The organism is Alloacidobacterium dinghuense (genome assembly GCF_014274465.1).
In the GTDB taxonomy this organism is placed as follows: domain Bacteria; phylum Acidobacteriota; class Terriglobia; order Terriglobales; family Acidobacteriaceae; genus Alloacidobacterium; species Alloacidobacterium dinghuense.
The window spans coordinates 4926836-4950124 of the sequence record NZ_CP060394.1; the positions used below are offsets into that span (position 1 = coordinate 4926836).

Genomic DNA, 23289 nt, shown 5'->3' on the forward strand with positions numbered 1-23289 from the left:
GGGCGAATCTAATGAGTCATGCCATAGAGTATGTAGTCGAGCCCCACCCGAAAGGCCATCGATGCGAACGCTTCCGGATAGTTCGGATCGTCGGCCCACTCCCACGCATCGCCCAGGTGCATGTTGTGGCAAATAGCCACCATGATCCGCCCTTTGTCATCGCGGATCGCACGCCACTTGGGCTGATAACCGTCTTTCTCATAGGTGCGTCCGGTACGAATCCACTGCTCGCCCGGAATCTGCATCTTGTCATCCACATCGTAGAGTGTGTGGAAGATTTCGTCGCCGCTGGCAAGGTCCTCGACTGGACGGTCAGGCAGCACCTGCCGCATGCCGTTCATGAAATTCTCCCAGTCTTCGGTGCCATGAAAATCGTCCACCATCAGAAAGCCGCCTTTGAGCAGGTACTCTCGCAGCCGCTTGGCTTCCGCGTCATTAAAGGACCATAGCTGCACCTGCACCGCGTAAATCCACGGGTAGTTGAAGATCTCGTCGTTGTCGAGCGTGACCACCTGCTCTGTCGGGCGGCCATCGATGCGGGTCAACCGGTGCATGGCAATAAGAAATTGGCGATCGGCTTTTGGATAGTCGCGGGACCAGGCAAAGCGGCCCCAATAGCCCCAGTGGCTGTAACCGCCGAAGTTCTGCATGTTTACTGTGTAAGCCAGCCGCGACCAATAGAATTCCGCCTTCACGTTGACCGGAGAGTCGTCATTGCCGAAGCCGAAATCAGCAACCCGTTGGTACGCCCGCAGACCCACGCAGCAGCCAGCAATCGCCGCTGACACCAATGCGATCTGCGAGAACTTCATTCGGACCTCCGCAAAGGGAGCTGTGGGGCGAGAGTACCAGAAATACCGACCGCGCTGTCTAAATAGACGAAACCGATGGGCTGCTTGTCACGTTCGCGCCCTTGTCTGGTCGCTTTTGCGCGTGAGACGATCGAGGCACGAAGCAACCTGCGCAAGCGTCAGATCTATGAGGCAGGTCTGTGAGGTAGGTCTTTGAAACGTCGCGACTTACTCAAGCTCGGCGGTCTGGCCCTGGCGCAGGCAGGGACAACGCGGCTGCCACTCTTCTCCCAAACGAGTCCGGCTGCATCTCCGGATAAAGCAGACTACACGCTGCGTATTGCTCCCGTGACCGTCGAGCTTGACCGCTCGCACATCCTCTCAACAATCGGCTACAACGGATCCGCTCCGGGTCCGGTGCTGCGAATGCGCGAGGGTAAACCAGTCAGCGTGGACGTCATCAACGATACTGACACGCCCGAGTTAGTGCACTGGCACGGGATGCTCATCCCCGCCGAGGTAGATGGCACGGAGGAAGAAGGCTCGCCCGTCGTGCCTCCGCATGGCCGCCGCCGTTTCCAGCTCACACCCGGGCCGGCCGGGAGCCGCTGGTATCACTCGCACGCCATGGCGATGGATAACCTGCACAAAGGCGCATATACCGGCCAGTTCGGCTTTGTTTATGTCGACGGCGGCAACAACCCGGGGCAGTATGATCAGGAACTCTTCCTCGCCTTGCGCGATTGGGAGCCGTTCTTCACCAGCGTCATGGAAGACGATGATGATGACACCCATAACGGTCCTCTGCTGGAAAAGCCGGAGACATTAAACACCAATCCTGACGGCCTCGAAGTCGGCTCCCTGACTTATTCCATCAACGACAAGGCGCTCGGTTCCGGCGAACCGCTCCGAGTCCGCCAGGGCCAACGGCTGCTGATTCACTTTCTCAATGCCAGCGCCATTGAAAACCGGCGCATCGCGCTCGCCGGTCACAAAATGAAGGTCGTCGCGATGGACGGCAACCCGGTGCCGACGCCGAAAGCGCTCGATTCCATCTTTCTCGGCGCAGGCGAGCGTATTGATGTCGTCGTTGAATTGAACAATCCTGGCGTCTGGATTCTCGGTTCGACGGAAAAGATGATCCGCGAATCCGGCCTCGGCGTCGCAGTGGAGTACACCGGACAGCACCATAAGCCACAATGGATTGACCCGCCGAGAGCACCTTGGGACTACACCATCTTTGGGACCGCAACCTCCAGTTCACCCGCCCCGCAACAGACCATCGAGATGATCTTCGAGAAAATTCCTCGGGGCTACGGCAAATTCAATTCCTGGCTCATCAATGGCAAGCCCTACCCGCATGAGCGTGAGTTCGTGCTGCAGCAGGCCACTCGCTACCGTCTGGTGATGCGCAACCGCACCGACGACGCCCACCCCATGCATCTGCATCGGCATTTGTGGGAGCTCGTCGAAATCAACGGCAAGAAGACCGCCGGCATCATGAAGGACACTGTCGTTGTCCCCTATTACGGTCGAGCCGTCGTTGACTTCACCGCGGATCAACCCGGCCTATCACTCTTCCACTGTCACATTCAGCAGCACATGGACTATGGTTTCAAGGCGCTGTTTCAGTCCGCTTGACTCAGGTTCGGCATAGAGATCGCGACGTTTGCCACCTTTTGCGCGTACCATAGATCAATATTCTGAGGACAACCGCAGCCGGCGGTGAGACACTTCGATGAATCCAGTCGGGACACGTATAGCGTCAAGAGTCTCCTTTGAAAAGACCCTGGCGAGCGCCAAGCGCACCATGGTCCTGAGCGAGATTGTGAAGCTGGCAATCGACAGCTTTCGCGCCAGTAAAGTGCGTTTCATTCTCACGGCGCTCGGCATGGTCATTGGCTCGGCCTCGCTCATTTTGGTGGCCACCATCGGGCTCACCGGAAAACAATACATCCTCAACCTGCTGCAGAGTATCGGCACCAATATGGTGTATATCGAGTACTCGGGCGGTGGCACAGGCTCGATCAACAACTTTCAGAATGATTACCTGACACGCGAAGACGAACGGGCTGTGGAAGAGCAGGTGCCCGCCGTGATGTATTCTTCGCCGATGCTTGAGATGCACGACCGCATCAGCATCAGTGGCCTTGAAAAACAATTGCTGGTTCTGGGGGTCAGCCCGCAGTACCGTCAGGTGCGAAATCTCAAGGTAGTATCCGGGCGGTTCTTCGACGACCAGGACGAAATCAGCCACACTAAAGTGGCCGTCGTCACGCAGATCTTCGCGCAGGAGATGTTTGGCGGCCAGGATGCTGCGCTCAATCAGACATTTCAGCTCAGCGGCATGCCCTTCACAATCATCGGGACCTTTAAAGAGAGTGTCGATACCTTTGGGCAGTCTGAGATCGCCGATCAGACGATTCTTATTCCCTATTCCGTGGCCCGATATTTCACCGGGACCGACAACGTCAAACAGATTTTCTTCACGATTCGCGACAAAAATGACGTGGAAGAAGCATCTCGCCAGATTGTTCAAGTAGTGAGCGCGCGTCACCTGAAGAATTCCGTTTACAAAGCCAGTACGCTGACTGAGCTTCTGACGACAGCGGCGCTGATCGCGAATGCTCTCACCGTAGTTCTTTCGCTAGTGACAGCCGTTACGCTCGCCGTCGGCGGCGTGGGCATCATGAACATCATGCTCGCAACCGTACGTTCGCGCATTCGCGAAATCGGGATTCGCAAAGCGCTAGGCGCCACCGCCCGAGAAATCAAGCTTCAGTTCCTGATTGAAGCCATCTTCATCTCGCTCAGCGGAGGCATCGTCGGAACGGTGTTGGGTCTCGCGATTCCTATATCCATCCGTGTCTTAACCGACTATAGAATCCCGATCGGTGGCTGGTCCATCATCATCGCGCTGGCGACCTCGACGCTGGTCGGCGTGATTTTCGGAACGCTGCCTGCAAATCGCGCCGCGCAGCTTGACCCTGTCGAATCGCTCAAATACGAGTAGCCGCGAATAGTTGAGAAATGGCCAGCATTGCTGGCCATCTACGCGTTACTTGAGCTGTGTGTTTGGCGGAATGACAGCAATTGCCATCTGGAGCTGCGTACCGTCGTCGAGATGAACGTTCTTCTTCTTTGCGGTGAACACCCCTGAATCGGACTGATGGATATCGCTCTGGAGTTGGACGCCGGCAATGCCCTGCTGCGCAGGCTGCGGTTGCGAGGAATCTGACGCGCTTGGCGCCATACTCGGCGCAGGCTGCGACTGAGCCGGCTGCATTCCTCCCCCTGAGCCACTTGGCGCTGATGGCGCTGGAGAGCTAGGCATCGATGGAGTACCGCCCGCAGCAGAAGCGCTTTCCTGATTTCTCATCGCGCTTGGCGGAGGGGCAATCTGCATGATGGTGACCTTGATGGCGAGCTGCTGTCCATTCTTCAGCTGAGCTTTATCAAAGGTCACCTGCACCGAAGAATCGCCTTTATTCTCAGATGGCTGCACCTGGTCAATCCGACCCAGCAAAACGGTATTCTTTGGCAAATCCACCGAGTCCGGGATCTTCACATCATCCTGCAGCTTGGCCGTTACAGCATCGCCCTGCTTCGCTTTCTTGGCATCAATCCCCTTACTCAGCGACGCGCGAGCACCTACCATGTCGATCTTTTTTTCTGGAGCGCTATCCGTCGTCGCAGGGGCGGATGATGCATCCTGGGCGCGTCCGGCAATTGGACACACAGCCAACGCCAGCACGGCGGTCAGAATCCAGGCATTTTTCATTTCCTTCATCGACCGATCTCCTTTCAAGAACCCTTCTTTGTGGGAACACCTACGAGCGGGATTGCGTTGCCTAGACAGAAAGAAAGCACTCACGACATGAACTGAAGGTGGGCGTAAATGACGAAATAGAAACGGCTTCGAGTCGTGTCACGAAATCAGCAAGGTGGAATCGCCGCAATCAGGGCCCGAAAAGAGGTAGCCTATTGCGTCGCTCGTCAGCGAACGTCTGTATTGGCCGGGATTACTGCAATGGCAAGCTGGATTAGCGTGCCGCCCGACAGTTGAATATTGCGGCGTTTCGAAGTGAAGGTTCCCGAGACGGCATCATGGATGTCACTTTTCAACTCAACTCCCGCAATTTGGCATGCTGGCTGATTCGTCGGCTCGGAACTACTTGCCTGTCCGGTTGGAGCCGCCATTGGAGTGGAACCGCTGGGAGTCCTTGTGCCGGTAACTCCGCTCTGAGACGCCATCGGCATGTGAGGCTCCAGCGAAGGACTGGCCTGATCGGTAAGAGTAGCCGGAGGCGATACCCGAATGATCGTGGCTTTGACGGGGATTTGCTGACCGTTTTTTAGTTGCGCCTTGTCAAAAGTGACCTGAATCATTGAGTCGCCTTTGTCCACCGATGGCTGGACCTGGTCTACATGGCCAACCAGCACTGTGTTCCCGGGCAGGCTGGGTGCGTCAGGAATCTTCACCTCTTCCATCAGTTTCAGGATCACAAGATCGCCTGGCCTGGCTTTTTTCGTATCCAGGTCTTTGCTGAGCCACGTGCGTGCGCTGACCATGTTTATGCGTCCGGTTGTATTGCCGGAGGCATCTTGACCATGCGCGACCGCGGGACTGAGGAGGATGGCGATCATAGCCGCGAACGGAAACAGATAGCTTTTCTTCATGGGAATACCCCCTTGCTCGCTTCAAGTCAGGCGGCTCTGCGCCGGGGTTTTGGCGCACAATCCGGCTTCATTCAACCGCTGCTGATAAGATATGTAAAGGAATAAGTTCCTGCTGCCTCCCCAACCCAGCCAGGCGGCAACCCACAAAATTTACCTACACCGGTTTACGAAGAGAAGAGGAAACCTGCGCCCATGAGCACCACGATTCGCAATATCGCCATCATCGCCCACGTCGACCATGGCAAAACCACGCTCGTGGACGCCATGCTGCGACAGGCGGGAACTTTCCGCGCCAATGAGGCGGTTGCCGAGCGCGTAATGGACTCCAACGATCTCGAACGTGAGCGCGGCATCACGATTCTGGCCAAGAACACGGCAATCTATTACCAGGATTCAAAAATCAACATCGTCGATACGCCAGGCCACGCCGATTTTGGCGGCGAGGTCGAACGCGCCCTGAAAATGGTCGACGGCGTCATTCTGCTTGTCGATGCCTCGGAAGGTCCACTGCCACAGACGCGCTACGTTCTTTCCAAGGCGCTCGAAGCAAAGCTGCAGCCCATCCTGGTCATCAACAAAATCGACCGGCCCGATGCGCGTCCGCAGGAAGTGCTCAACGAAGTGTATGACCTGTTTATCGACCTCGACGCGACCGAAGACCAGCTGGATTTCCCGGTACTCTACACCAACGGCAAACTTGGTCTGGCCAGCACGGAAATCGGCAAGCCGGGCGCGGATCTGCAACCGCTCTTTGAAACCATCCTGAGCACCATTCCACCAGCAAGCGGCGATGCGGATGGGGAGTTGCAAATTCTTGTTACGAATCTCGATTACTCCGATTATCTTGGTCGCCTTGCGATTGCCCGTGTTTTTAATGGAACACTGCGTACCGGCGACGAGGTCAATATTTCGAAGCGAGACGGCTCGTTGCAGAAGACACGCATCACCAAACTGTTCAGCTTCGCCGGGCTGAAGCGGGTAGACATCGAGGCGACCGAGATCGGTGACATCGTCGCCGTGGCCGGCGTTGAAGGCATCACCATTGGCGAAACCATCACGGGCATTGAGAATCCTGCGCCGCTTCCGGCCATTGTGATCGACGAGCCGACGATTGCCATCCAGTTTTCTGTCAATAACTCTCCCTTTGCCGGTCGCGAAGGCCAGTTTGTAACTTCGCGCAATCTGCGTGAGCGTCTCGAGAAGGAACTGCTCACCAACGTGTCCATTCGCGTTGAAGATACAGGCAGCCCGGACAGCTTCAAGGTGATGGGACGCGGCGAATTGCAGCTTGCCATCCTGATCGAAATGATGCGCCGCGAAGGCTACGAGATGATGGTGGGCCGTCCGGAGATTGTGACGCGCACGATTGACGGCAAGGTGATGGAACCGGTGGAACATCTCACCATCGACATTCCGGAGACCTTTATCGGCACTGTTATCGAGCGCCTCGGGCCTCGCAAGGGCGAGATGACCAAGATGCACAATCACGGCTCGGGTCGCGTGCGGCTTGAATTCCGCGTGCCCAGCCGCGGGCTGATCGGACTGCGCAGCGAAATGCTCACCGAAACGCGCGGCACGATCGTGATGAATTCGCTCTTCGACGGATACATTCCGTACCAGGGCGAGATTCCGCAGCGCCTTACCGGCGCGCTCATCTCCGATCGCGCCGGAACAGTCACGGCCTACGCGCTCGACAGCTTGCAGGACCGCGGCGTGCTCTTCGTGCAACCGGGAGCTGAAGCATACGAAGGGATGGTTGTCGGCGAGCACTCTCGCGACAACGATCTTGACGTAAACGCGGTTCGCGAGAAAAAGCTCACCAACATGCGCGCCTCCAGCGCAGATGATGCGATTCGGCTAGCGCCGCCACGTTTGTTGAATCTTGAGCAGTCGATCGAATTCATTGCCGATGATGAATTGGTCGAGGTCACGCCGAAATCGCTGCGCCTGCGCAAAAAGATTTTGCAGGCGAACCGGCGTCCCAAGCGGCATGCGGTGCCGGTTGCGCAGTAGGTCGCGTTCAGGATTTTTAGCTGGAGCAACCGGACCGGCTGCTCCAGTTCTTCCCACGGAGTTTTCCATATCTCTGGCCTGCGATCTGAGCCCTTAGCTCTGCTTGTGTTACTGTTTTGGAAAGAGCAGTTTGGGCATGCTTGCCTTTCGCTGCCCACTCGAAACGCATGTCGCATCAGCCGAACCTGTTTTCGTCCAACGCACCACACGGCTCGGCCGAACCTGCTCCGAAACCTGCGCCACAATTACTGGTCGAGCAACATCGCACACCGGTCTGGCTGCGGCGGGTCGATCTTTTCCTGCGTGTTGTTGTGCGGCTCTACCTCGGCCTGCTTGTGGTGGCGTTGCCGTGGACGCATCTGTGGGACGAAAATCATCTCTTCAGCCTTATTCCGCAGATCGCGTGGTTCACGGCAAACGGGGTTGTTCGCGGTATCGTCTCGGGGCTGGGGCTGCTGAATATCTGGATCGCGGTCAGCGATGCGATCGAGTATCGTGAACCTTAAACACTGATGACGGACAAGAACCCATCTCCGCTGGCGATCGCGGCACTGGCATATGAAAACCCAGCCTTCCTGAATAGCCCTGAGGGCCGTATCATTCGCATCCTTTCCGAATATTCCGAACCGTTGTCACGATTCCGCCGCGAGCGGGTTCAGGACACGGTCGTTTTCTTCGGGTCAGCCCGTTTTCGCGCGCTCGACGAGGCGAATCGCGATCTCGAACTACTGGAGAACACGGGCTCGCAACAACCCGCTCCACCGGAAGAGCAGCCGGCGAACGAGCAGGAACTGGAACAGGGTGAGACCAGTGAGCTGCGCAAACGGCGCGCCGAAGCTGCCGTCGAAATGGCCAGCTACTACGAGGACGCCCGCAAGCTCGCCTACATGCTCACCAAGTGGAGCAAGTCGCTGCAGTCACGGCGCTATCGCTTTGTTGTTACTTCCGGCGGAGGCCCTGGCATTATGGAAGCCGCCAATCGCGGAGCCCGCGAAGCTGGCGGCAAGACCATTGGGCTGAATATCAAGCTGCCCTTCGAGCAGGAACCGAACCCGTACATCACGCCCTCGCTCAACTTTGAATTTCACTACTTCTTCATGCGCAAGTACTGGTTTGCGTATCTGGCGAAGGCGCTGGTGGTCTTCCCCGGTGGTTTCGGCACACTTGATGAGATGTTCGAGCTGCTAACCCTGGCGCAGACGCAGAAGTTAGCTAAAAAGATCACCGTGGTCGTGTATGGGTCTTCGTACTGGAATAGCGTTTTGAATCTGGATGTGCTGGTTGATAAAGGAGCCATCTCGCCGCGCGACCGGGACCTCTTCCATTACGCCGATACTCCCGAGGAGGCGTTTGCAATTCTGAAGGATGGGCTGACGAAGAACCATCTTGTGGCCGATGCTCAGCCGTCTGACTCGGACGACAGCGCGATGCCGGATATTGCCAAGACCCGTCGCTAGACTCTGTTCGGCCCTCCCCCTATTTTTCCGCAAATTCCTACAACAAAGGAACTTACCGATGTTTCTCCCCTCTCGGTCTGCGGAAGGGAATGTTCATGGCTCAGCCGTCTGACTCGGACGACAGCGCGATGCCGGATATTGCCAAGACTCGTCGCTAGTCTCTGTTCGGCCCTCCCCCTATTTTCTGCAAATTCCTCCAACAAAGGAACTTACCCATGTCCTGCGCCTCTCTGGTCTGCGGAAAGCGAATGTTCCTGGCTCAGCGGTCTGCCATGCACTGCCGGATATTGCCAAGACTCGTCGCCAGACTCTGTTCGGCCCTCCCCCTATTTTCTGCAAATTCCTACAACAAGGGAACTTACGGATGTTTTCTCCATTCTCTGGTCTGCGGAAGCGAATGTTTCTGTTTCTCGTTTGCGCCTATTTCAAGGATAACGAATGGGAGCTAAAAATACGCCAGTCATCGTTTACACGAATGCCTTTTTAAATGTGCGGGTTACAACGCATGAGCGGGCGCGGGGTATTGACACGTCGAGAGAGGAGTTCACGTTCTCAGGCGGCTCGGCAAACCTTTTTAGTCAATAGCCATGTTGGTACTTTCCGGAATTTGACCTTCCTTTGTTGCGCCCGTAATGCCGCGTTCATGGTGCATCTCCGATACTTTGCGCAGGAGCAGGTTATACCGAAACCGCAGCACATGAGCGAATATGTTGCGCGGTTTAGGGGGGACCAAATGACTGAACTGCGGCGCATTTCGTACCTATGGAAGGATCCTGGAGTCAGCCGGAACTATTCAACGGGCGTTTCCCTGCATAGCCATACCAACCAATCGAAAGAGACGCTGGATTTCATTGCCAATCTCGGCGCCCAGTATCGCATTCTGCGGCCCGTGATTCGGGAAGCAGAGCGACGATCGCGAGAACGCCATCATACCCCCCTCAACTTCGCTGCAGCATACTGGACCCCTCCCCTTACCCCCCGCCTGGCCTTCGACCTCGAAAGCAAACAAATCCAAGACAAGCTCGGGGTGATGCCGCTGGTTTCGATTACCGACCACGACAACATCAACGCTCCGATGCTGCTGCGAACCGTCGCCTCGGCCCGGCATATTCCCGTTTCGGTGGAGTGGAGCGCGCCCTATGGCGGCGACCAGGCCTTTCATCTTGGCATCCACAACCTGCCCAGCGAAAGTGGCGCAGCCTGGATGAAGATTTTTGAAGAATATACGGCGAATCCAGACGAGTCCAAACTAACCGAGATTCTGGTGGCGTTGCATGACCTGCCGAATGTCCTGATTGTCTTCAACCATCCGATGTGGGACCTCTACCTGATCGGCGAAGCCAGGCACCAGCAGCACGTGCAGAGTTTCATGGAGAGGAATCATGAGTTCATGCACGCTCTTGAGCTGAACGGGCTCCGCCACTGGGAAGAGAACCGTGCAGTGAAAAAGATGGCGAAGCAGTGGAACAAACTGCTCATCTCGGGTGGCGACCGGCATGGGATTGAACCGAACGCAAACGTCAATCTCTCGAACGCGGCCAGCTTTACCGAGTTTGTGCACGAGATTCGCTATGAGGGTCGCAGCCATGTTCTCTTCATGCCGCAGTATGCAGAGCCATGGAAGCACAGGATTCTGGAATCGACGCTGGATGCGATCCGCGATTACCCGGAGTTTCCGCAGGGTTCGCGCAACTGGGATGACCGCGTCTTTCATCCCGACGGCAACGGCGTGATTCGGCCGTTATGCGAGCTGTGGCCGGATCAGCAAGTGCCGACCCCTGTGTGGATGGTCATTCGCGCTGTCCGGTTGATGGGAAGCAGGCCAGTGGCAGGTAGTCTTCGCATGGCGTGGAATGAGTCGCGCGAGCTACAGTTTGCGCTCGGCGAAGAAGCGGTTTAGAGATCGCTATCCACGACTCTTTGAGGTTAAAGGCACGGCTGAAGGCGTGCCTTCTTTCTTGGACGCTACTTTTGTGACGCTTCTAGCGTCTGTGCGACGCGCAAAGTCATGGCCTCATCGAAATGTTTGCCTAGAATTTGCAAACCAATGGGCAGACCCTCCTGCGATTTTCCACAAGGGACGGAAAGACCGCATATTCCTGCAAGACTAGCTGTGACGGTGTAGATGTCGGCCAGATACATCGACACCGGGTCATCGACTTTCTCGCCAATCTTGAATGCGGGCGTCGGCGCGGTTGGCGTGAGAATTGCGTCCACTTCAGTGAATGCTTTCAGAAAGTCTTCAGTAAGCAAGCGACGGACCTGCTGAGCTTTTTTGTAATACGCGTCGTAATATCCGGCGCTCAATGCATAGGTTCCGAGCATGATGCGGCGCTTAACCTCGGCTCCAAATCCACCGTCGCGTGATCGGCGGTACATGGCAGACAACGTGTCGGAGTTCTTCGCGCGGAAGCCATAGCGCACACCGTCGAAGCGCGCGAGATTTGCGCTGGCTTCAGCGGTTGCGATGATGTAATACGTCGGAATGGCGTAGCGCGTGTGTGGCAACGAGATTGGCTTGATGGTGGCGCCGGCTGCGCGCAACCGATCGATGCTGTGTTCGACTGCGCTGCGGACTTCCGGTTCGAGTCCTTCAGCAAAGTACTCGGAAGGAACGCCGAGTCTCAGCCCTTTGACGCCCTTATCGATGTCTGCGGAGTAGTCCGGGACGGGCAGCGGTGATGAAGTTGCATCGTGCGGATCATGGCCTGCGATAACGCCGAGTACCGTCGCGGCATCGCGCACACTTGCCGTGAAGGGTCCGATTCGGTCGAGTGACGACGCAAATGCGATGAGGCCGTAGCGCGAGACGCGTCCATAAGTTGGCAGAATGCCCACGACACCACAGAAAGATGCCGGCTGACGGATGGAACCACCAGTATCAGTGCCAAGCGTTGCGACGGCCATGCCTGCCGCTACCGCGGCTGCCGAGCCGCCACTTGATCCGCCGGGCACGCGGTCTAATGCGTGCGGATTGTGAACGGGGCCGTAGGCTGAGTTTTCATTCGATGAGCCCATTGCGAACTCGTCGCAGTTGAGCTTGCCAAGAACAATCGCGCCCGCCGCTTCGAGCTTACTGACCGCGGTTGCCGTGTAGGGCGCGCGGTAGCCCTCGAGAATTCTGGAACCGGCTGTTGCCTGTAGTCCTTCAATCGTGAGCACATCTTTAACGCCGACAGGAACACCGGCCAGAATGGGCAGGGGTTCACCTTTCGCCGCGAGATCGTCGATGCGAGCTGCTTGTTCGAGTGCCCGCTCACGATTTGTGGAGAGATACGCGTGGATCTCACTATCACGAGTTTCGATCTGATGAAAGCAAGCCTCGGCTATGGTGCTCGCGTTGCGCGCGCGTGTTTCGATCGAATTGCGAATGTCGCCAATGGAAAGCGGCTTGGCCGCTGCAGTTTCGACTGTCATGGATTACCGTTCAATCACTTTAGGGACTTTGAAGAATGTGCCGTCCGTCTCCGGAGCGCTTGCCATGACACGGCTACGGTCGAGGCATGGCCTTACTTCGTCCGGGCGCAGGGCTTCCTGAGGTTGGCTTTCACCAATCACTTCGCTGACTTGAGCCATGGGCTCAACCGCCGAGGTATCGAGTTCGTTCAATTGCGATACGTGTCCGAGAATGGCGTTCAGATCGCGCAGCATGCGGACCTCTTCTTCGGACGTCAGTTCCAAGCTGGCGAGCTCCGCCACTCGACGCACGTCTTCGACTGATACAGTCGCGGAATCACTCATGCAGACACACTTCCTTCATCGGAGAAAAAATGATTTCGCCTGATAAGAGTATAGCTAGAAGAGATAGCCGCTGCTTTGAAGGGGGAGTTTTGTGAGAAACGGCTAGGCTTGCTCAGGGAATTCGATCACGGGCGCGGGTGCGCTGCGTGATGCGAGGCACGCGGTCGCGGTGCACCACAGCAGTCCGAGATCGGTCCACCAGGTTGCGCGCTGCATATATTCCCAGTCAAGCTTGGCTTTAAGCGGTTTGATGGTGCGAGCGTAAAAGAGATCCAGTTCCTGCTCGGGTACGCGACGAAGCAATTCTTCTTCACACCGAAATGCGAGCGTGGCTGCGCCGGTGATGCCGGGACGAAACGGCATATGCAGGCTTTCGTGATGAGGGAGCTTTGGCCGTGGACCGATGAAGCTCATTTCTCCCTTGATGACATTGACGAATTGTGGAAGTTCATCGAGCTTGAACTTGCGCAGCAATGCTCCGATGGGAGTGATTCTGCAATCGCCCTGTACCGTAATGCAGGGACCGTCCTCTGCATTCGCAACCATGGTTCTGAATTTGTAAATCGTAAACAAAGTTCCCCAACGGCCCATTCGTTTCTGGCGGAAGAAAATCGGTCCGGGTGAGCTGACAGCGACTACGCATGCGATCAGCACCATAAAGGGAAAGAAGACTACGAAACCGACGCTCGCGCAGACAAGATCGAACAAACGCTTGCCATCAGACAGGCTCCAAGCATGATCCTCAAGCGGCTGATATGTCGTTGTGCGCGTGTAGATCGTTCCGGAAACTGCATGCAACTTTGTTGCATCGCTCGAGACGTCGAGGCGTCTCTCCATGCTGCTTGCAGGGCGGGAGTGCAAAGGAACGGAGGATGGGTTCATTTGGTCGGTCCTGGTACAGCAGGCTCCAGTGTATACAAGTCTAGGGCCGATTCAAGTCACTTTAGGTCAATCTGTAAATAAGTTCACCCGGTTGTTACGTAACTGCACTTAAGTCCTGTATTGAAATTGTTAGCTGGCATACCCTTAATACCGAATTAACCAGCTGTCTTTGTAACAATATGATAAATAAATGACGATTTAAGTCTATCTTAAGGCTTGTGCCTTCCGAATTTGAAGGTGCTTTCACTGCCCCTGGTATTCCCATATCTATACATTTGTACAAACGTGGAACTGCAGGTTTTCCCTTCTATATCAGACAGATTTACAGATCAAAAGTTGTGCCTGTCAGTTTTGACAGTTGTCATAAGTCTGTCATCGGCAGAATTCAAAATTGTGACAACATATACAGCTTTCGTATGATTGCGCAGCATCAGATGACGCTCACAGCGGCGACTCCTAGAGCCAACTGCGAGAAGAGCTGAGACCAGTCAAGCAGGCCGCGCAGCGCCGTTGGTCGGAACGTCTTCTCTGGAACGACGACCGTATCTCCGGGATTCATGCGCGCTGCTTCGAAGGTATTTCCCCACAAGCCGCTGGCAGTTGTCTTGCTGATGACGGATCCGTCGGCGCGAATAATGAACATGTGCTTCTTGTCGGCATCGCGGCCCGGACCGCCCGCTACCTTGAGATAATCGCCGACACGACGGTTGGGTTGAAACATAAATGAATTCTGATCGTAAACCGCTCCAACCACATTCACAGTAGCCGGGGAGGGCGGCACCGTGAAAACATCGCCGTCCTCGAGCGAGAGATCGGGGAGGCTGTCAATACCAGTGCTATCCGGATTAACCTGCAGCACGATGCGACCGGTGGCACGGATCTGATGCAGTCGATATAACAACTCGCGCGAACTGGTTGACGCGGCATTGGCGCTGGCGACGTCCTGCGCTGAAACCGACGATGCCACGCCTGCGATGGCGCCGCGCTGGATTTCCAGTTCAAGATTCTGCACGTACTCGTCGATACGCTGCTGTTGCAGCACGCGTGTCGATTCGCGAGTGAAGTCTGATCCGTAGATGTAAGCGTTTGGAGCCAATCCCCCAGCGCGGTTGATGAGTTGCCGCAGCGTCTCGCCGGGACGGACGCTGTAAATGCCAGAGTTGATAAATTCGCCCTCGAGCCGCACAAACTTGGTTTGCTGCGTGAGCGGAACACGGATGTCGGCCTGAGAGAAGACGGTCACTACGTCATTCGGCTCGAGCCCAAGATTCTGTGACTGATCGTGCTCAAGGACGAGTTTGCCCAGGTTGAACGGGATGAGCGTGGTCTTCAGCGTCACCGGGTCGGTACGATCGATGACCGCGTAGTTCCAATCGATCTCCGGAGCGGACAACTTCACATCATTCTTTCTGATGTTCGCCTCGGTGTTTTGCGTAACGATCATCGTCTGACGTCCAGCAAGGCTGGCGCTGCTGGACGTCTGCGAAGGGTTGAGCACACCGGGAGTCGTTGACGTAGTCTGGCCGGATATTTGTTGCTGGCCCTGCGCACCCAGATTGGCGGCTCCGCTCAGGTCGGTCGGCTGCTGTTGCTGCTGGCCATTCGCCGGCGGCAGAATGGTGTACTGCTGATCTCCCTGCAGGTAGACATTTCCCTGCGCATAGGGGTACTGATTCACGGGAGATTTTTGCTGCTGCGTGTTCGGCTGGCCATAGGGATTCTGGCTTCCCTCAGGATTGACAAAGACATACTGTCCGTTGGGCAGACGCTCGACGCGATTCTGCATTTGCCACTGCTGGTAAGCCTGACGCGATTGCAGGTCGATGGAATTTGAGGGTTGAAATTGTACTGGGCCCGAGACGTAGGGCTGGAATTCCGGGGTGGGAAGACCAAGCTGTGCGCGTCTCCAATAATAGTCGCGGGTGATCAGCGCATCGCGATCCGGAATGAGATCGCTCAGCTTCATGCCCTCGTGCCAGGAAAAATGGCCCGGGTTGGCGGTGTTTCCGCGCAAAGTCACAGTCTTCTGGTAGCGGGGCACGATAGAGATGATCCGCAACAGATCGCCGTCGCGCAGCGTGGTTCCCAGGCCAGTGGGATCAAACGCGATCTCCATGGCTTCGCGCGCCTGATGGTTCTGAATGCGTTCGATCGAGATGCGCGCATCGGATGCGGTCGTAGAAGCGCCGCCTGCATCGGCAAGCAGTTGCTGCACGGTCGTGCTGTCGTCGCGCAATTCATAAATCGCCGGATGCCGCACGCTTCCGGTTAAGGCGACCTGCGGGCCGGTAGGCGGAATGAAGATAACGTCGCCCGGCAGCAATTGCGCATCTTTGGATTTGTCGCCATTGACGAGCAGGTCGTAGAGATCAAAGTCCGTGATGGTCTTGCCCTGCCGTTTCAGCAGAATGTGGCGCAGCGATCCCTGCGTGGATGGGCCGCCTGAGGCGAAGAGAGCGTTCACGAGGCTGCTGAGCGAGCTGACGGTATAGGAGCCAGGTCGGCGAGCCTGACCTACGACAAAGATCTGGATGGAGTGAAGCTGGCCGGCGTCGACCGTAAGGTCAAAGTTGCGGAAGACTCGGCCAATCTCGGTTCGCAAGTGTTGATCCAGCGAGGAGAATGGCAGACCGGCAACGTGAATCGCTCCCACCTGCGGGAGATAGACGGAGCCGGAACGGTCAACGCGCACATCGGCATTGAAATTTACCTGGCCCCAGATGCGAATGCGCAATTCGTCATCGGGGCCGATGATGTAGTCCGGCGTGACTGGAATCTGTTCGACGGGCGCGAAGGTGGAAGGCACGTTACGGAAAAGGCTCGCGCCAAAAATCGGCAGCACTTCGCCTGTGGTACCGGCGACAAACTTCTGAAATTCCGTGAGAGCTTCTGGAGGAAGAGGAATGGTGGTCGGCTGCAGGTTCCGATTGGTGGTCAGATTTGGATTTGTCGCATTACCTAAGTCGGTGTACGTTCGTGTATTCAGCGGAGCCCCGGCCGGGACGTTTCTCTCTCCGGTCTGCCCAAAACCCCCAGTCTGGCCGTAGTTGCCCAAGCCATATTGCCCCTGCTGACTCAGATCCGACCCGCAAGCAGAGGACATTGCATTCATCGGATCGGAGCAGTCGATGCTTTGCTGCCCCTGTGTCTGATCGCCAGTGGTGGTCTGGGAATGCGCGTACGGCATGGCTGCCAGCAGCAAAGACAAAATTGAAAGAGCCAGTCGCTTACGCATAACGCATGCAGTCGTGGCAGCGATCCGCTACCAACTGCGCATCCACTCCTTAGATCGTCAAGATTGCCGTTTTACCGCTCGACAGAGGCGCTAATTGCAGTGTAGAGCCTTCTGGCATGGGATGGAACTATGTGGCACCTACAGGGTTACGAGAGGCACCATGGTTATTCATCTATGCATAAAGGATTTTCATGGTGTCGCGCTAATCTGTATTGGGCCGTCGCCAAATCCACAAAGTTGCTCCGTATCTATCCTATCTCAGCCGAGCCTGATTTACTGAATCGTCACTGTCACCGGCACATTCCGTTGCAGTCCCGGAATTGCGGCAGTGATGTTTAAGGTGTAGATGCCGGACGGCGTCGTCGGACCCTGCGGCGGCGTGGGTGACGTCGCTGTGCCTCCGCCTGTTGCGTGAACACCGCAGGCCATGGGAGCCAACAGAACCAGCCAGAGCGAGACGGCAACGAGACCGAGAAGCCATGCGCGCTTCTGGAAGCTGCGTTTGCGCAGGCTTAGAAACGGCAGCAGAGCGCCGAAGACGACGCCCATTGTACGCCAGCGATCAAACGGGGTGATGGCTGACGAAGTGGGGGTAATCCCGGTCGTGACCGTCACCGTCGCATTTCCGGTCACGCCGTTTCCTATTTCCAATGAGGCCGGGTTTACCGTACAGGATGCGTTTTGTGGAACGCCGGTGCAGCCCATGGTGAGCGTACCCGACGACCCGTTCACAGGAATTGCCTGGACGGCGAAGGTCGCCGTCTGCCCGCTCACAATGACGGATGACGAGGGACTGCTGACGATGAGTTGAAAGTCTTCCCCTGTTCCTGTGAGAGAAATCTCAAGCGGGGTCGAGAGATTCGTAGAACTTACTGTTAAAGAACCGCTGCGGGGACCAGCCTGCGATGGGGCAAAGGTCACGTCAATGTAACAACTGCTTTGCGCGTTTAGCGTCTGCCCCACGGCGCAGTTGCTGCCCGCAATGGCGTAGTCGCCACTTACTGAAAATGCCAGATCGGTCAAAGGCGATCCGCCATTGTTTGTCAGCACAACGCGCTGCGATGTGCTGGTGCTGTTCACAGCCTGGCCTCCAAAATTCACCGTCGTGGGCAGAGCAGAAATACCCGGCGGCGCCAGACCAGTACCGGAAAGAGCGACACTCTGTGAGCCGAGCACTGTATTGACTCCCAATGTACCGCTCTCAGAACCAACCTTGGTCGGTACGAAGACGACAGAGATGGCACAGCTCGCGTGTCCCACCAGATACGAGCCGCAATTGTTCTGGGCGGCGAAGTCGCCGCTTACGGTGATGGCGATGTCTGTGAGTGAAACATCGCCGTTGTTCGTGAGCATCACCTGCTGCGGGCTGCTCTTTGTTCCCACGGTTTGAGACTGAGAAAAATTGAGGCTCATTCCCGACAACACAGCGGTTGCGGCGGCCTGACCATAGCCGGAAAGCTGAACCGTCTGCGTGCCCGCGTCGTCGCTGATCGAAAAGACTCCGGCGCGTCCACCGGCTACTGTGGGTTTGAAGATCACGGAGACAGTGCAACCGGAATTGGGGGCGAGCGATGTTCCGCAGGTGTTGGCACTGATCTGGAAATCGCCCGTGATCGTGGGCGTTTGCAGGTTCACATTGATGCCGCCGGTGTTGGAAATCGTAATGTTCTGGGCCGGAGCCGAAGTGCCGATGAGCGAGTTGCCGAAATTGACGCTGGTTGGGGAAAGAATAATATTTCCTGCTGCAAGGCCGGTACCTGAAAGGGTTGCCGTGATCTGTCCTGAAGATACGTTGCCGAAGACGGTCAGCACTCCCTGAAGTGGTCCGCTCGCGGCTGGCGCAAAGCTTACTTGAATCGTGCAGGTCCCGCCCGGAGAAAGCACCTGGGTGCAGTTATTCTGCTGAGCGAAATTCTCGCTGACCGTGATGCTGGTGATCGTCAGATTGACCGTGCCGGTATTCCTGACGGTGACGTTCTGCCAACTGCTCTGCGTGTCGACAACCTGCTTTGCAAATGTAAGTGAGGATGGGTTGAGCGTCGCTGTCGACTCGGCAACACCCGAGGTTAGCAGGGGAATCTCCCAGATCCCTCTGCCGTATGTGGAGGCGCGCAAAAGGGATGTGTTCAGGTAGTTGAAGGCCTGCAATTGGGTTACGGGTGCACCCGGAAGGCCCGTGCCGAGCGGACTCCAGCAGTTCTGCGAGCTGTCGGTGCACAGGTTGATATTGCGCGTTACATAGACGCCTGTGTCGAGCGCGACATATAGCGTGTTCGCATCGTTTGGGTCGACGAGGATGCTGTTGGCCGGAGCATTGGGCAGGTTTGCCTGAATCGTGATCCAGTGGCTCCCTCCGTCGACGGAACGGTAGACGACCGAGCCATTGGCGCTCGCTGTGATGAATCCCTGCAGCGCAACGTAGAGCGTCTTTCCCGAGGGATCATGCGGATCGACGTAGATGCTCGAAACATCGAATCCGCCATCGTTGAAGATTGGCTGAGAACTATTCTGCACTGGCGAGTTGGCGAGGTCATTCCAAGTCGGCGGAACGCTTGTCGTACTGCTTACCGATGCGCCGTAAACATGTCCGGCAACGGGGGCGCCGCCGTCGGTGCTGCCGGCCATGCCCGCATAGATCTGTTCCGCAGCTCCGGGAGCATCGCTCGGGCTTCCGGATGCGGCAAGCCAACGAATCTGAGCATTGCCGTTGCAATACGGACCCTGGACAGTGTCGAGCATTGTGCTGATAGCATTGCCAGCAGTCCACGTTGAGCCGTCTGCTGCGGGACCACGCCACACGCGGCAGGTACCAATAATGAGGTTCGCCGTGTTTTGCGGGTCGAGAATCCACGGGGCGGTTCCCGTCAGACCATAGCTATCATTGCCAACTTGCGTGCTGCCGATGACGGGCGTGCCGAAGGCGGATTTGTCGCAAGCCGTCCCTTGCGTGCAGAGATTAATGTCGACCGGAGAGGCTGAGGTGGCGTACCAGTTCTGCGGATTCTGTGAGTCAATGGCGTTGACATCGCCTTCGCCATCGAGGATTTGCGTCCACGAGGTAGAGCCGACTTGAAGAGCGGCAGTGCCGAAGGCGCCCATCGCAGCCATCATCACATTCTGATTTTGTGGATGCTGCGAGAAGCCCGCGATTTCCGCGAGCGAGCCAATACCGCCGTTGAGGTTCTCGAAATGCGCCGCATCGTCGCTGGAACAAGTCGGCTGCTGCTGGTTCACTGCATCGGTGGTGCGCCACAGGCCGCCATCATTGCCGAAATACATCAAGCCGCTGACGCCGAGAGTTGTATCGAAAGCATGTTGTGAAGGCGCAACCTGCGCGGCGCCGCAGGAGTCAACGTTCGTCGTGTTGCGCCACGCGCAGCTGTTGGCAAGATTGCAGCGAAAGATATCGCGAGTTCCGACGAAGAGCAGCGTATCCTGCTGCGACGGCACGGCGGCCAACGTCAGATCGTAGTCGCCCTGAGGAATGTTCGTGCCGCCTCCGGTGTCAATGGCTGCATCAGAAATCTGATTGGAAAATGTGACGGTGGGGGATGCGCATTCGCCTGCATTCGCGGAGCAGACGTCCTGCCACAGACCCTGATCGCTGTTGGTGTTGTCAACGCTGATGGCGAACAGATCGCCTGTAGCAGGCTGCGCGGCGATGGTTCCACGGAACAGCGGGCAGGCAGACGATGCAATCTCATTCGGATTTGTAGGGCACACTGCTGAATTGATTCCGGGCTGATTGGCCAGCCTTGTCCAGGTGACGCCGTCCGATGATTCGTAATATCCGTGATATTGCACCGCTGCATAGAAACGCTTGCGTACAGGGTTCCACGTAACGGAGGTGGCCGAGTTTCCTGTGTAGTTGGCAGATGCCGTTTGCGCGGATTGAATGATCGCTGTGGTGCTGTCTTCGATAGTGGCAAGCCGCCAGGTCTGACCGGCGTCGATTGAATAGTAGAGGCCGGCGAAGCTGCTGGAACTGGTCGCGCCCACCGCTGCGCCTTCTCTCGACTGCGCCACGGCCGCAACCACCAGCTGTGAATTCACGGTGCTCCAGGCGAATCCGGAAAAGCCCATGCCGCGAAAGGAAAATCCGCGCAGAGAGCCGTAGTAGATATCCATCGAGGTGGGAATGAGGCACCATGTGTTGCCTTTGTCCGTCGATCGAAGGATGCCGGTACCGTAATAGGAGTCGAGTGCGTCGTTGGGATCACCGGTTCCAGCGAGAATGACGCCAGTGCCGTTGGGCTGCACGGTGAGTGCTCCGATGCTGAGTGACGCGAGCGGTGGCGTGCTGCAATTGCTGGAAATCGGAAGCGTATCTGTGAGTGGAGAAAAGCTGACTGAGGCAGGCTGACCGGCGGCGTTCGTCGATTTCCAGATGCCCCCTCCAGAGCTGCCGACGTAAACGGTGTTGCCGCTCGAGTCTGAAGGATCAACGGCAAGGCTGGTGATGCGCCCGGTGATGAGACCATAGCTGCTGGTTTCGACTGCGGATGGACCGACCGCAGTCCACGGCGCGCTCAGTGGAGTAGTGCCGCTATTGTTGGCGGATGCTTTGAGCGCTTCGTTCTGCTCGCGTGCCTTTTGCAGCAACTCGGCCGGACTGAAATTCTTTCCGCGCGTGCGATTGAGACTGCGCTGTGCGAGAAAGCGCTGCGCTAGCTGTGCCTGCTTTGCCGTGATGTGTTTCGGCGCGGGCAACACCTCTGACTGCTGTGCAGTCAGGAGCCCGAAACCATGTGCGACGATAGATGCCCAAAGGGCCAGCTTCCACCAGCGAATCGTTGCCATGTATTCCTAGTCCACGCATACAGAGAAAAGCGCTTCTGCGCCTAGACGGGACGCAGAAGCGTTCCAGTGATGTAGTAAGGTTGCGGAAAGTGGTTTGATTATGCGGGAAGGATTACGGAACGCAAAGTTACTTTGGTTCGCGCGGTGATAGATCTGACGACCCCGCAGAGGGGAAGAATCTCGGCCATATCGTCACAATGAAAATCGCTGAGATTCTTCGCTACGCTCAGAAAGACGGCATAAAGTTTGGCCTAATCGCCTGCCCAGTTTCCTGATGCGACGTTTTCGATGTAGCGCTTCGAATCGAATTTCTTTCCCGTGGACGCGCCCGACATGTAACGAATCGCGCCGAAGATGGGACGATCGAACCACGGGCGATCATGCACTCCGGCAATGGCCCACGCGATGCCCTGATAGCCGTTCGGGTCACGTCCGTCGAGCTCGTACTTGTCGTTCAGAATGACGGCGTATTCATAGGCACGCGCGGGATTCGGCGACCACTCAAGAATTTTCTTGGCCCAGTACATACGCAAGTAGTTGTGCATCCATCCGTACTTCACCATCTGCATCTGCGCGGCGTTCCAGAGGTCGTCGTAGGTCTTGGCCTGTTCAAGTTGTTCCAATGTGTATTCGGGATTGCGCTTGTCGCGAGCGTGTTCGCGCAATGTCTTCTGCGCCCACTCGGGCGCACATTCGAGTGTGTCGTAGTTGGGAACGTATTTCACAAAGTTGACTGAGATCTCGCGCCATCCGATCAGCTCATTGATGTAAGCGTCGTAGGCTGCTTGCGTGGCTTGGCCTTCTTCGACGGCTTTTTGTGCGGCGAGCGCAATGGTGATGGGGCTGATGTGGCCGAAGTGCAGATAGGGAGACAGCCTGCTGGTCCCATCCCATTCTGGATAATTGCGTTTGGTTGCGTAGGCATGGAGACTGCGGTCAACGAAATCTTTGAGACGCTTGAGTGCAGGGTGCGTGCCGCCGGTGAACGTGTCGACCGCGCCAACGCTGCGATCGAAATCCCTCCAGCCTTTTGTTAGATCGCTGCGGACGTCGAAGGATCGGAACTGTGCCGGGCGTTTCCATTGGTGTTTCGCTTTTGTCTTCGGCTGATACACAAGATATTTTGGCAGTTCGGCGTAGAGCTTCGGTTTCATGACGTGGAGCGCGTATTGATGCTTGGAGAAGAGACTCGAGGGGACGACAACATCCGCGTCGACGGTCAAATACGGGAGGTGCAGACGCCGGGAGAGCACTCTGCGCCACCGCTCCGGCTCACGACATGGATTCTCGTCGCCAACGAGGACCGCAGCGCCAGCCTCCTGTAAAAACTTCTCTAGTTGATTGTCCGGCGGACGCCTGACGATGAAGGTCACGTTGCGTTCGGCTAGATCTTCCTCGATATCCGGCAGCCCCTGATTCAGGAAAACGTAGTGGCGAAGGTTCGCGTGCGGAAAATTTGAAATTGCAGAAAAGAAGACAAGAACAGGCAGTTCAAGTTTGTTGCCGAGTTCGATTGCCAGATCGACGGCGGGATTGTCGATCCCGCGCTGGGCTCGCTGCATCCAGTAGACAACGCATTTGCCATCTTTGAGTGGCTCTCCGGCGCCGCGAATCTTGATGCGCGGGTTATCGGCATAAGGCTGCAACAATTTGGGCAGGTCGGCGGTTTCAGGCATGCTTCTGCTGATGG

General features: G+C 56.6%; 15 protein-coding genes. 6 read left to right on the forward strand and 9 right to left on the reverse strand.

From position 1 onward, the window contains the following. Positions 1–8 precede the first annotated feature (8 nt). Positions 9–812 carry a DUF4159 domain-containing protein gene (locus H7849_RS20540; RefSeq protein WP_186742076.1) on the reverse strand — a complete coding sequence of 268 codons (804 nt, stop codon included), beginning with the start codon at positions 810–812 and terminating at the stop codon, positions 9–11. 192 nt (positions 813–1004) lie between these two features. Between H7849_RS20540 and H7849_RS20545 the strand changes: the two genes are divergently transcribed. Together H7849_RS20545 and H7849_RS20550 are read left to right on the forward strand one after the other, a co-directional pair. Then, positions 1005–2432 carry a multicopper oxidase family protein gene (locus H7849_RS20545; RefSeq protein ID WP_186742077.1) on the forward strand — a complete coding sequence of 476 codons (1428 nt, stop codon included), beginning with the start codon at positions 1005–1007 and terminating at the stop codon, positions 2430–2432. Positions 2433–2529: 97 nt separating this feature from the next. Further along, complete coding sequence (locus H7849_RS20550) at positions 2530–3804, forward strand: ABC transporter permease (protein ID WP_186742078.1); 1275 nt, start codon at positions 2530–2532, stop codon at positions 3802–3804. 45 nt (positions 3805–3849) lie between these two features. On the opposite strand, the gene H7849_RS20555 is transcribed toward H7849_RS20550, so the two are convergent. Next, complete coding sequence (locus tag H7849_RS20555; protein ID WP_186742079.1) at positions 3850–4581, reverse strand: hypothetical protein; 732 nt, start codon at positions 4579–4581, stop codon at positions 3850–3852. Positions 4582–4787: 206 nt separating this feature from the next. Beyond that, a complete protein-coding gene (locus H7849_RS20560) occupies positions 4788–5471 on the reverse strand; it encodes a hypothetical protein (protein ID WP_186742080.1) in 684 nt (227 codons plus the stop codon). Between the two features lie 192 nt (positions 5472–5663). On the opposite strand from H7849_RS20560, the gene typA reads away from it, so the two are divergent. The 4 genes from typA (at position 5664) to H7849_RS20580 (ending at position 10841) form a co-directional block, all read left to right on the forward strand. Beyond that, complete coding sequence (gene typA / locus H7849_RS20565) at positions 5664–7484, forward strand: translational GTPase TypA (protein WP_186742082.1); 1821 nt, start codon at positions 5664–5666, stop codon at positions 7482–7484. Between the two features lie 140 nt (positions 7485–7624). After that, positions 7625–7990: a hypothetical protein gene (locus H7849_RS20570; protein WP_186742084.1), complete on the forward strand. Its 366-nt coding sequence runs from the start codon at positions 7625–7627 to the stop codon at positions 7988–7990. A gap of 6 nt (positions 7991–7996) precedes the next feature. Further along, positions 7997–8941, forward strand: coding sequence for an LOG family protein (locus tag H7849_RS20575; protein WP_186742086.1), 945 nt, complete (start codon positions 7997–7999; stop codon positions 8939–8941). Between the two features lie 733 nt (positions 8942–9674). Further along, positions 9675–10841 (forward strand): hypothetical protein, encoded by a 1167-nt coding sequence (locus tag H7849_RS20580; RefSeq protein WP_186742088.1) that lies wholly within the window; start codon positions 9675–9677, stop codon positions 10839–10841. A 65-nt stretch (positions 10842–10906) separates the two neighbouring features. Here H7849_RS20580 and gatA read toward each other — a convergent pair whose 3' ends face one another. The 6 genes from gatA to H7849_RS20610 all read right to left on the reverse strand — a co-directional run bounded on the left by gatA (position 10907) and on the right by H7849_RS20610 (position 23275). Further along, complete coding sequence (gene gatA, locus H7849_RS20585; RefSeq protein WP_186742090.1) at positions 10907–12358, reverse strand: Asp-tRNA(Asn)/Glu-tRNA(Gln) amidotransferase subunit GatA; 1452 nt, start codon at positions 12356–12358, stop codon at positions 10907–10909. Positions 12359–12361: 3 nt separating this feature from the next. Continuing rightward, positions 12362–12682 (reverse strand): Asp-tRNA(Asn)/Glu-tRNA(Gln) amidotransferase subunit GatC, encoded by a 321-nt coding sequence (gene gatC / locus H7849_RS20590; protein WP_186742092.1) that lies wholly within the window; start codon positions 12680–12682, stop codon positions 12362–12364. A 102-nt stretch (positions 12683–12784) separates the two neighbouring features. Continuing rightward, positions 12785–13519, reverse strand: coding sequence for a sugar transferase (locus H7849_RS20595; protein WP_186742094.1), 735 nt, complete (start codon positions 13517–13519; stop codon positions 12785–12787). Between the two features lie 475 nt (positions 13520–13994). Further along, entirely contained in the window at positions 13995–16799 is a 2805-nt protein-coding gene (locus H7849_RS20600; RefSeq protein ID WP_186742096.1) for an SLBB domain-containing protein, read from the reverse strand. Between the two features lie 273 nt (positions 16800–17072). Beyond that, positions 17073–21599 (reverse strand): choice-of-anchor D domain-containing protein, encoded by a 4527-nt coding sequence (locus H7849_RS20605; RefSeq protein ID WP_186742098.1) that lies wholly within the window; start codon positions 21597–21599, stop codon positions 17073–17075. Between the two features lie 251 nt (positions 21600–21850). Beyond that, positions 21851–23275 (reverse strand): deoxyribodipyrimidine photo-lyase, encoded by a 1425-nt coding sequence (locus H7849_RS20610; RefSeq protein WP_186742099.1) that lies wholly within the window; start codon positions 23273–23275, stop codon positions 21851–21853. Positions 23276–23289 lie beyond the last annotated feature (14 nt).

Excerpts from the sequence above, each read along its gene's own strand:
- H7849_RS20540 (WP_186742076.1), bottom strand. The coding sequence starts at position 812 with ATGAAGTTCTCGCAGATCGCATTGGTGTCAGCGGCGATTGCTGGCTGC.
- H7849_RS20550 (WP_186742078.1), top strand. The coding sequence starts at position 2,530 with ATGAATCCAGTCGGGACACGTATAGCGTCAAGAGTCTCCTTTGAAAAG.
- H7849_RS20555 (WP_186742079.1), bottom strand. The coding sequence starts at position 4,581 with ATGAAGGAAATGAAAAATGCCTGGATTCTGACCGCCGTGCTGGCGTTG.
- H7849_RS20560 (WP_186742080.1), bottom strand. The coding sequence starts at position 5,471 with ATGAAGAAAAGCTATCTGTTTCCGTTCGCGGCTATGATCGCCATCCTC.
- typA (WP_186742082.1), top strand. The coding sequence starts at position 5,664 with ATGAGCACCACGATTCGCAATATCGCCATCATCGCCCACGTCGACCAT.
- H7849_RS20575 (WP_186742086.1), top strand. The coding sequence starts at position 7,997 with ATGACGGACAAGAACCCATCTCCGCTGGCGATCGCGGCACTGGCATAT.
- H7849_RS20580 (WP_186742088.1), top strand. The coding sequence starts at position 9,675 with ATGACTGAACTGCGGCGCATTTCGTACCTATGGAAGGATCCTGGAGTC.
- gatA (WP_186742090.1), bottom strand. The coding sequence starts at position 12,358 with ATGACAGTCGAAACTGCAGCGGCCAAGCCGCTTTCCATTGGCGACATT.
- gatC (WP_186742092.1), bottom strand. The coding sequence starts at position 12,682 with ATGAGTGATTCCGCGACTGTATCAGTCGAAGACGTGCGTCGAGTGGCG.
- H7849_RS20595 (WP_186742094.1), bottom strand. The coding sequence starts at position 13,519 with ATGGAGAGACGCCTCGACGTCTCGAGCGATGCAACAAAGTTGCATGCA.
- H7849_RS20600 (WP_186742096.1), bottom strand. The coding sequence starts at position 16,799 with ATGCGTAAGCGACTGGCTCTTTCAATTTTGTCTTTGCTGCTGGCAGCC.
- H7849_RS20605 (WP_186742098.1), bottom strand. The coding sequence starts at position 21,599 with ATGGCAACGATTCGCTGGTGGAAGCTGGCCCTTTGGGCATCTATCGTC.
- H7849_RS20610 (WP_186742099.1), bottom strand. The coding sequence starts at position 23,275 with ATGCCTGAAACCGCCGACCTGCCCAAATTGTTGCAGCCTTATGCCGAT.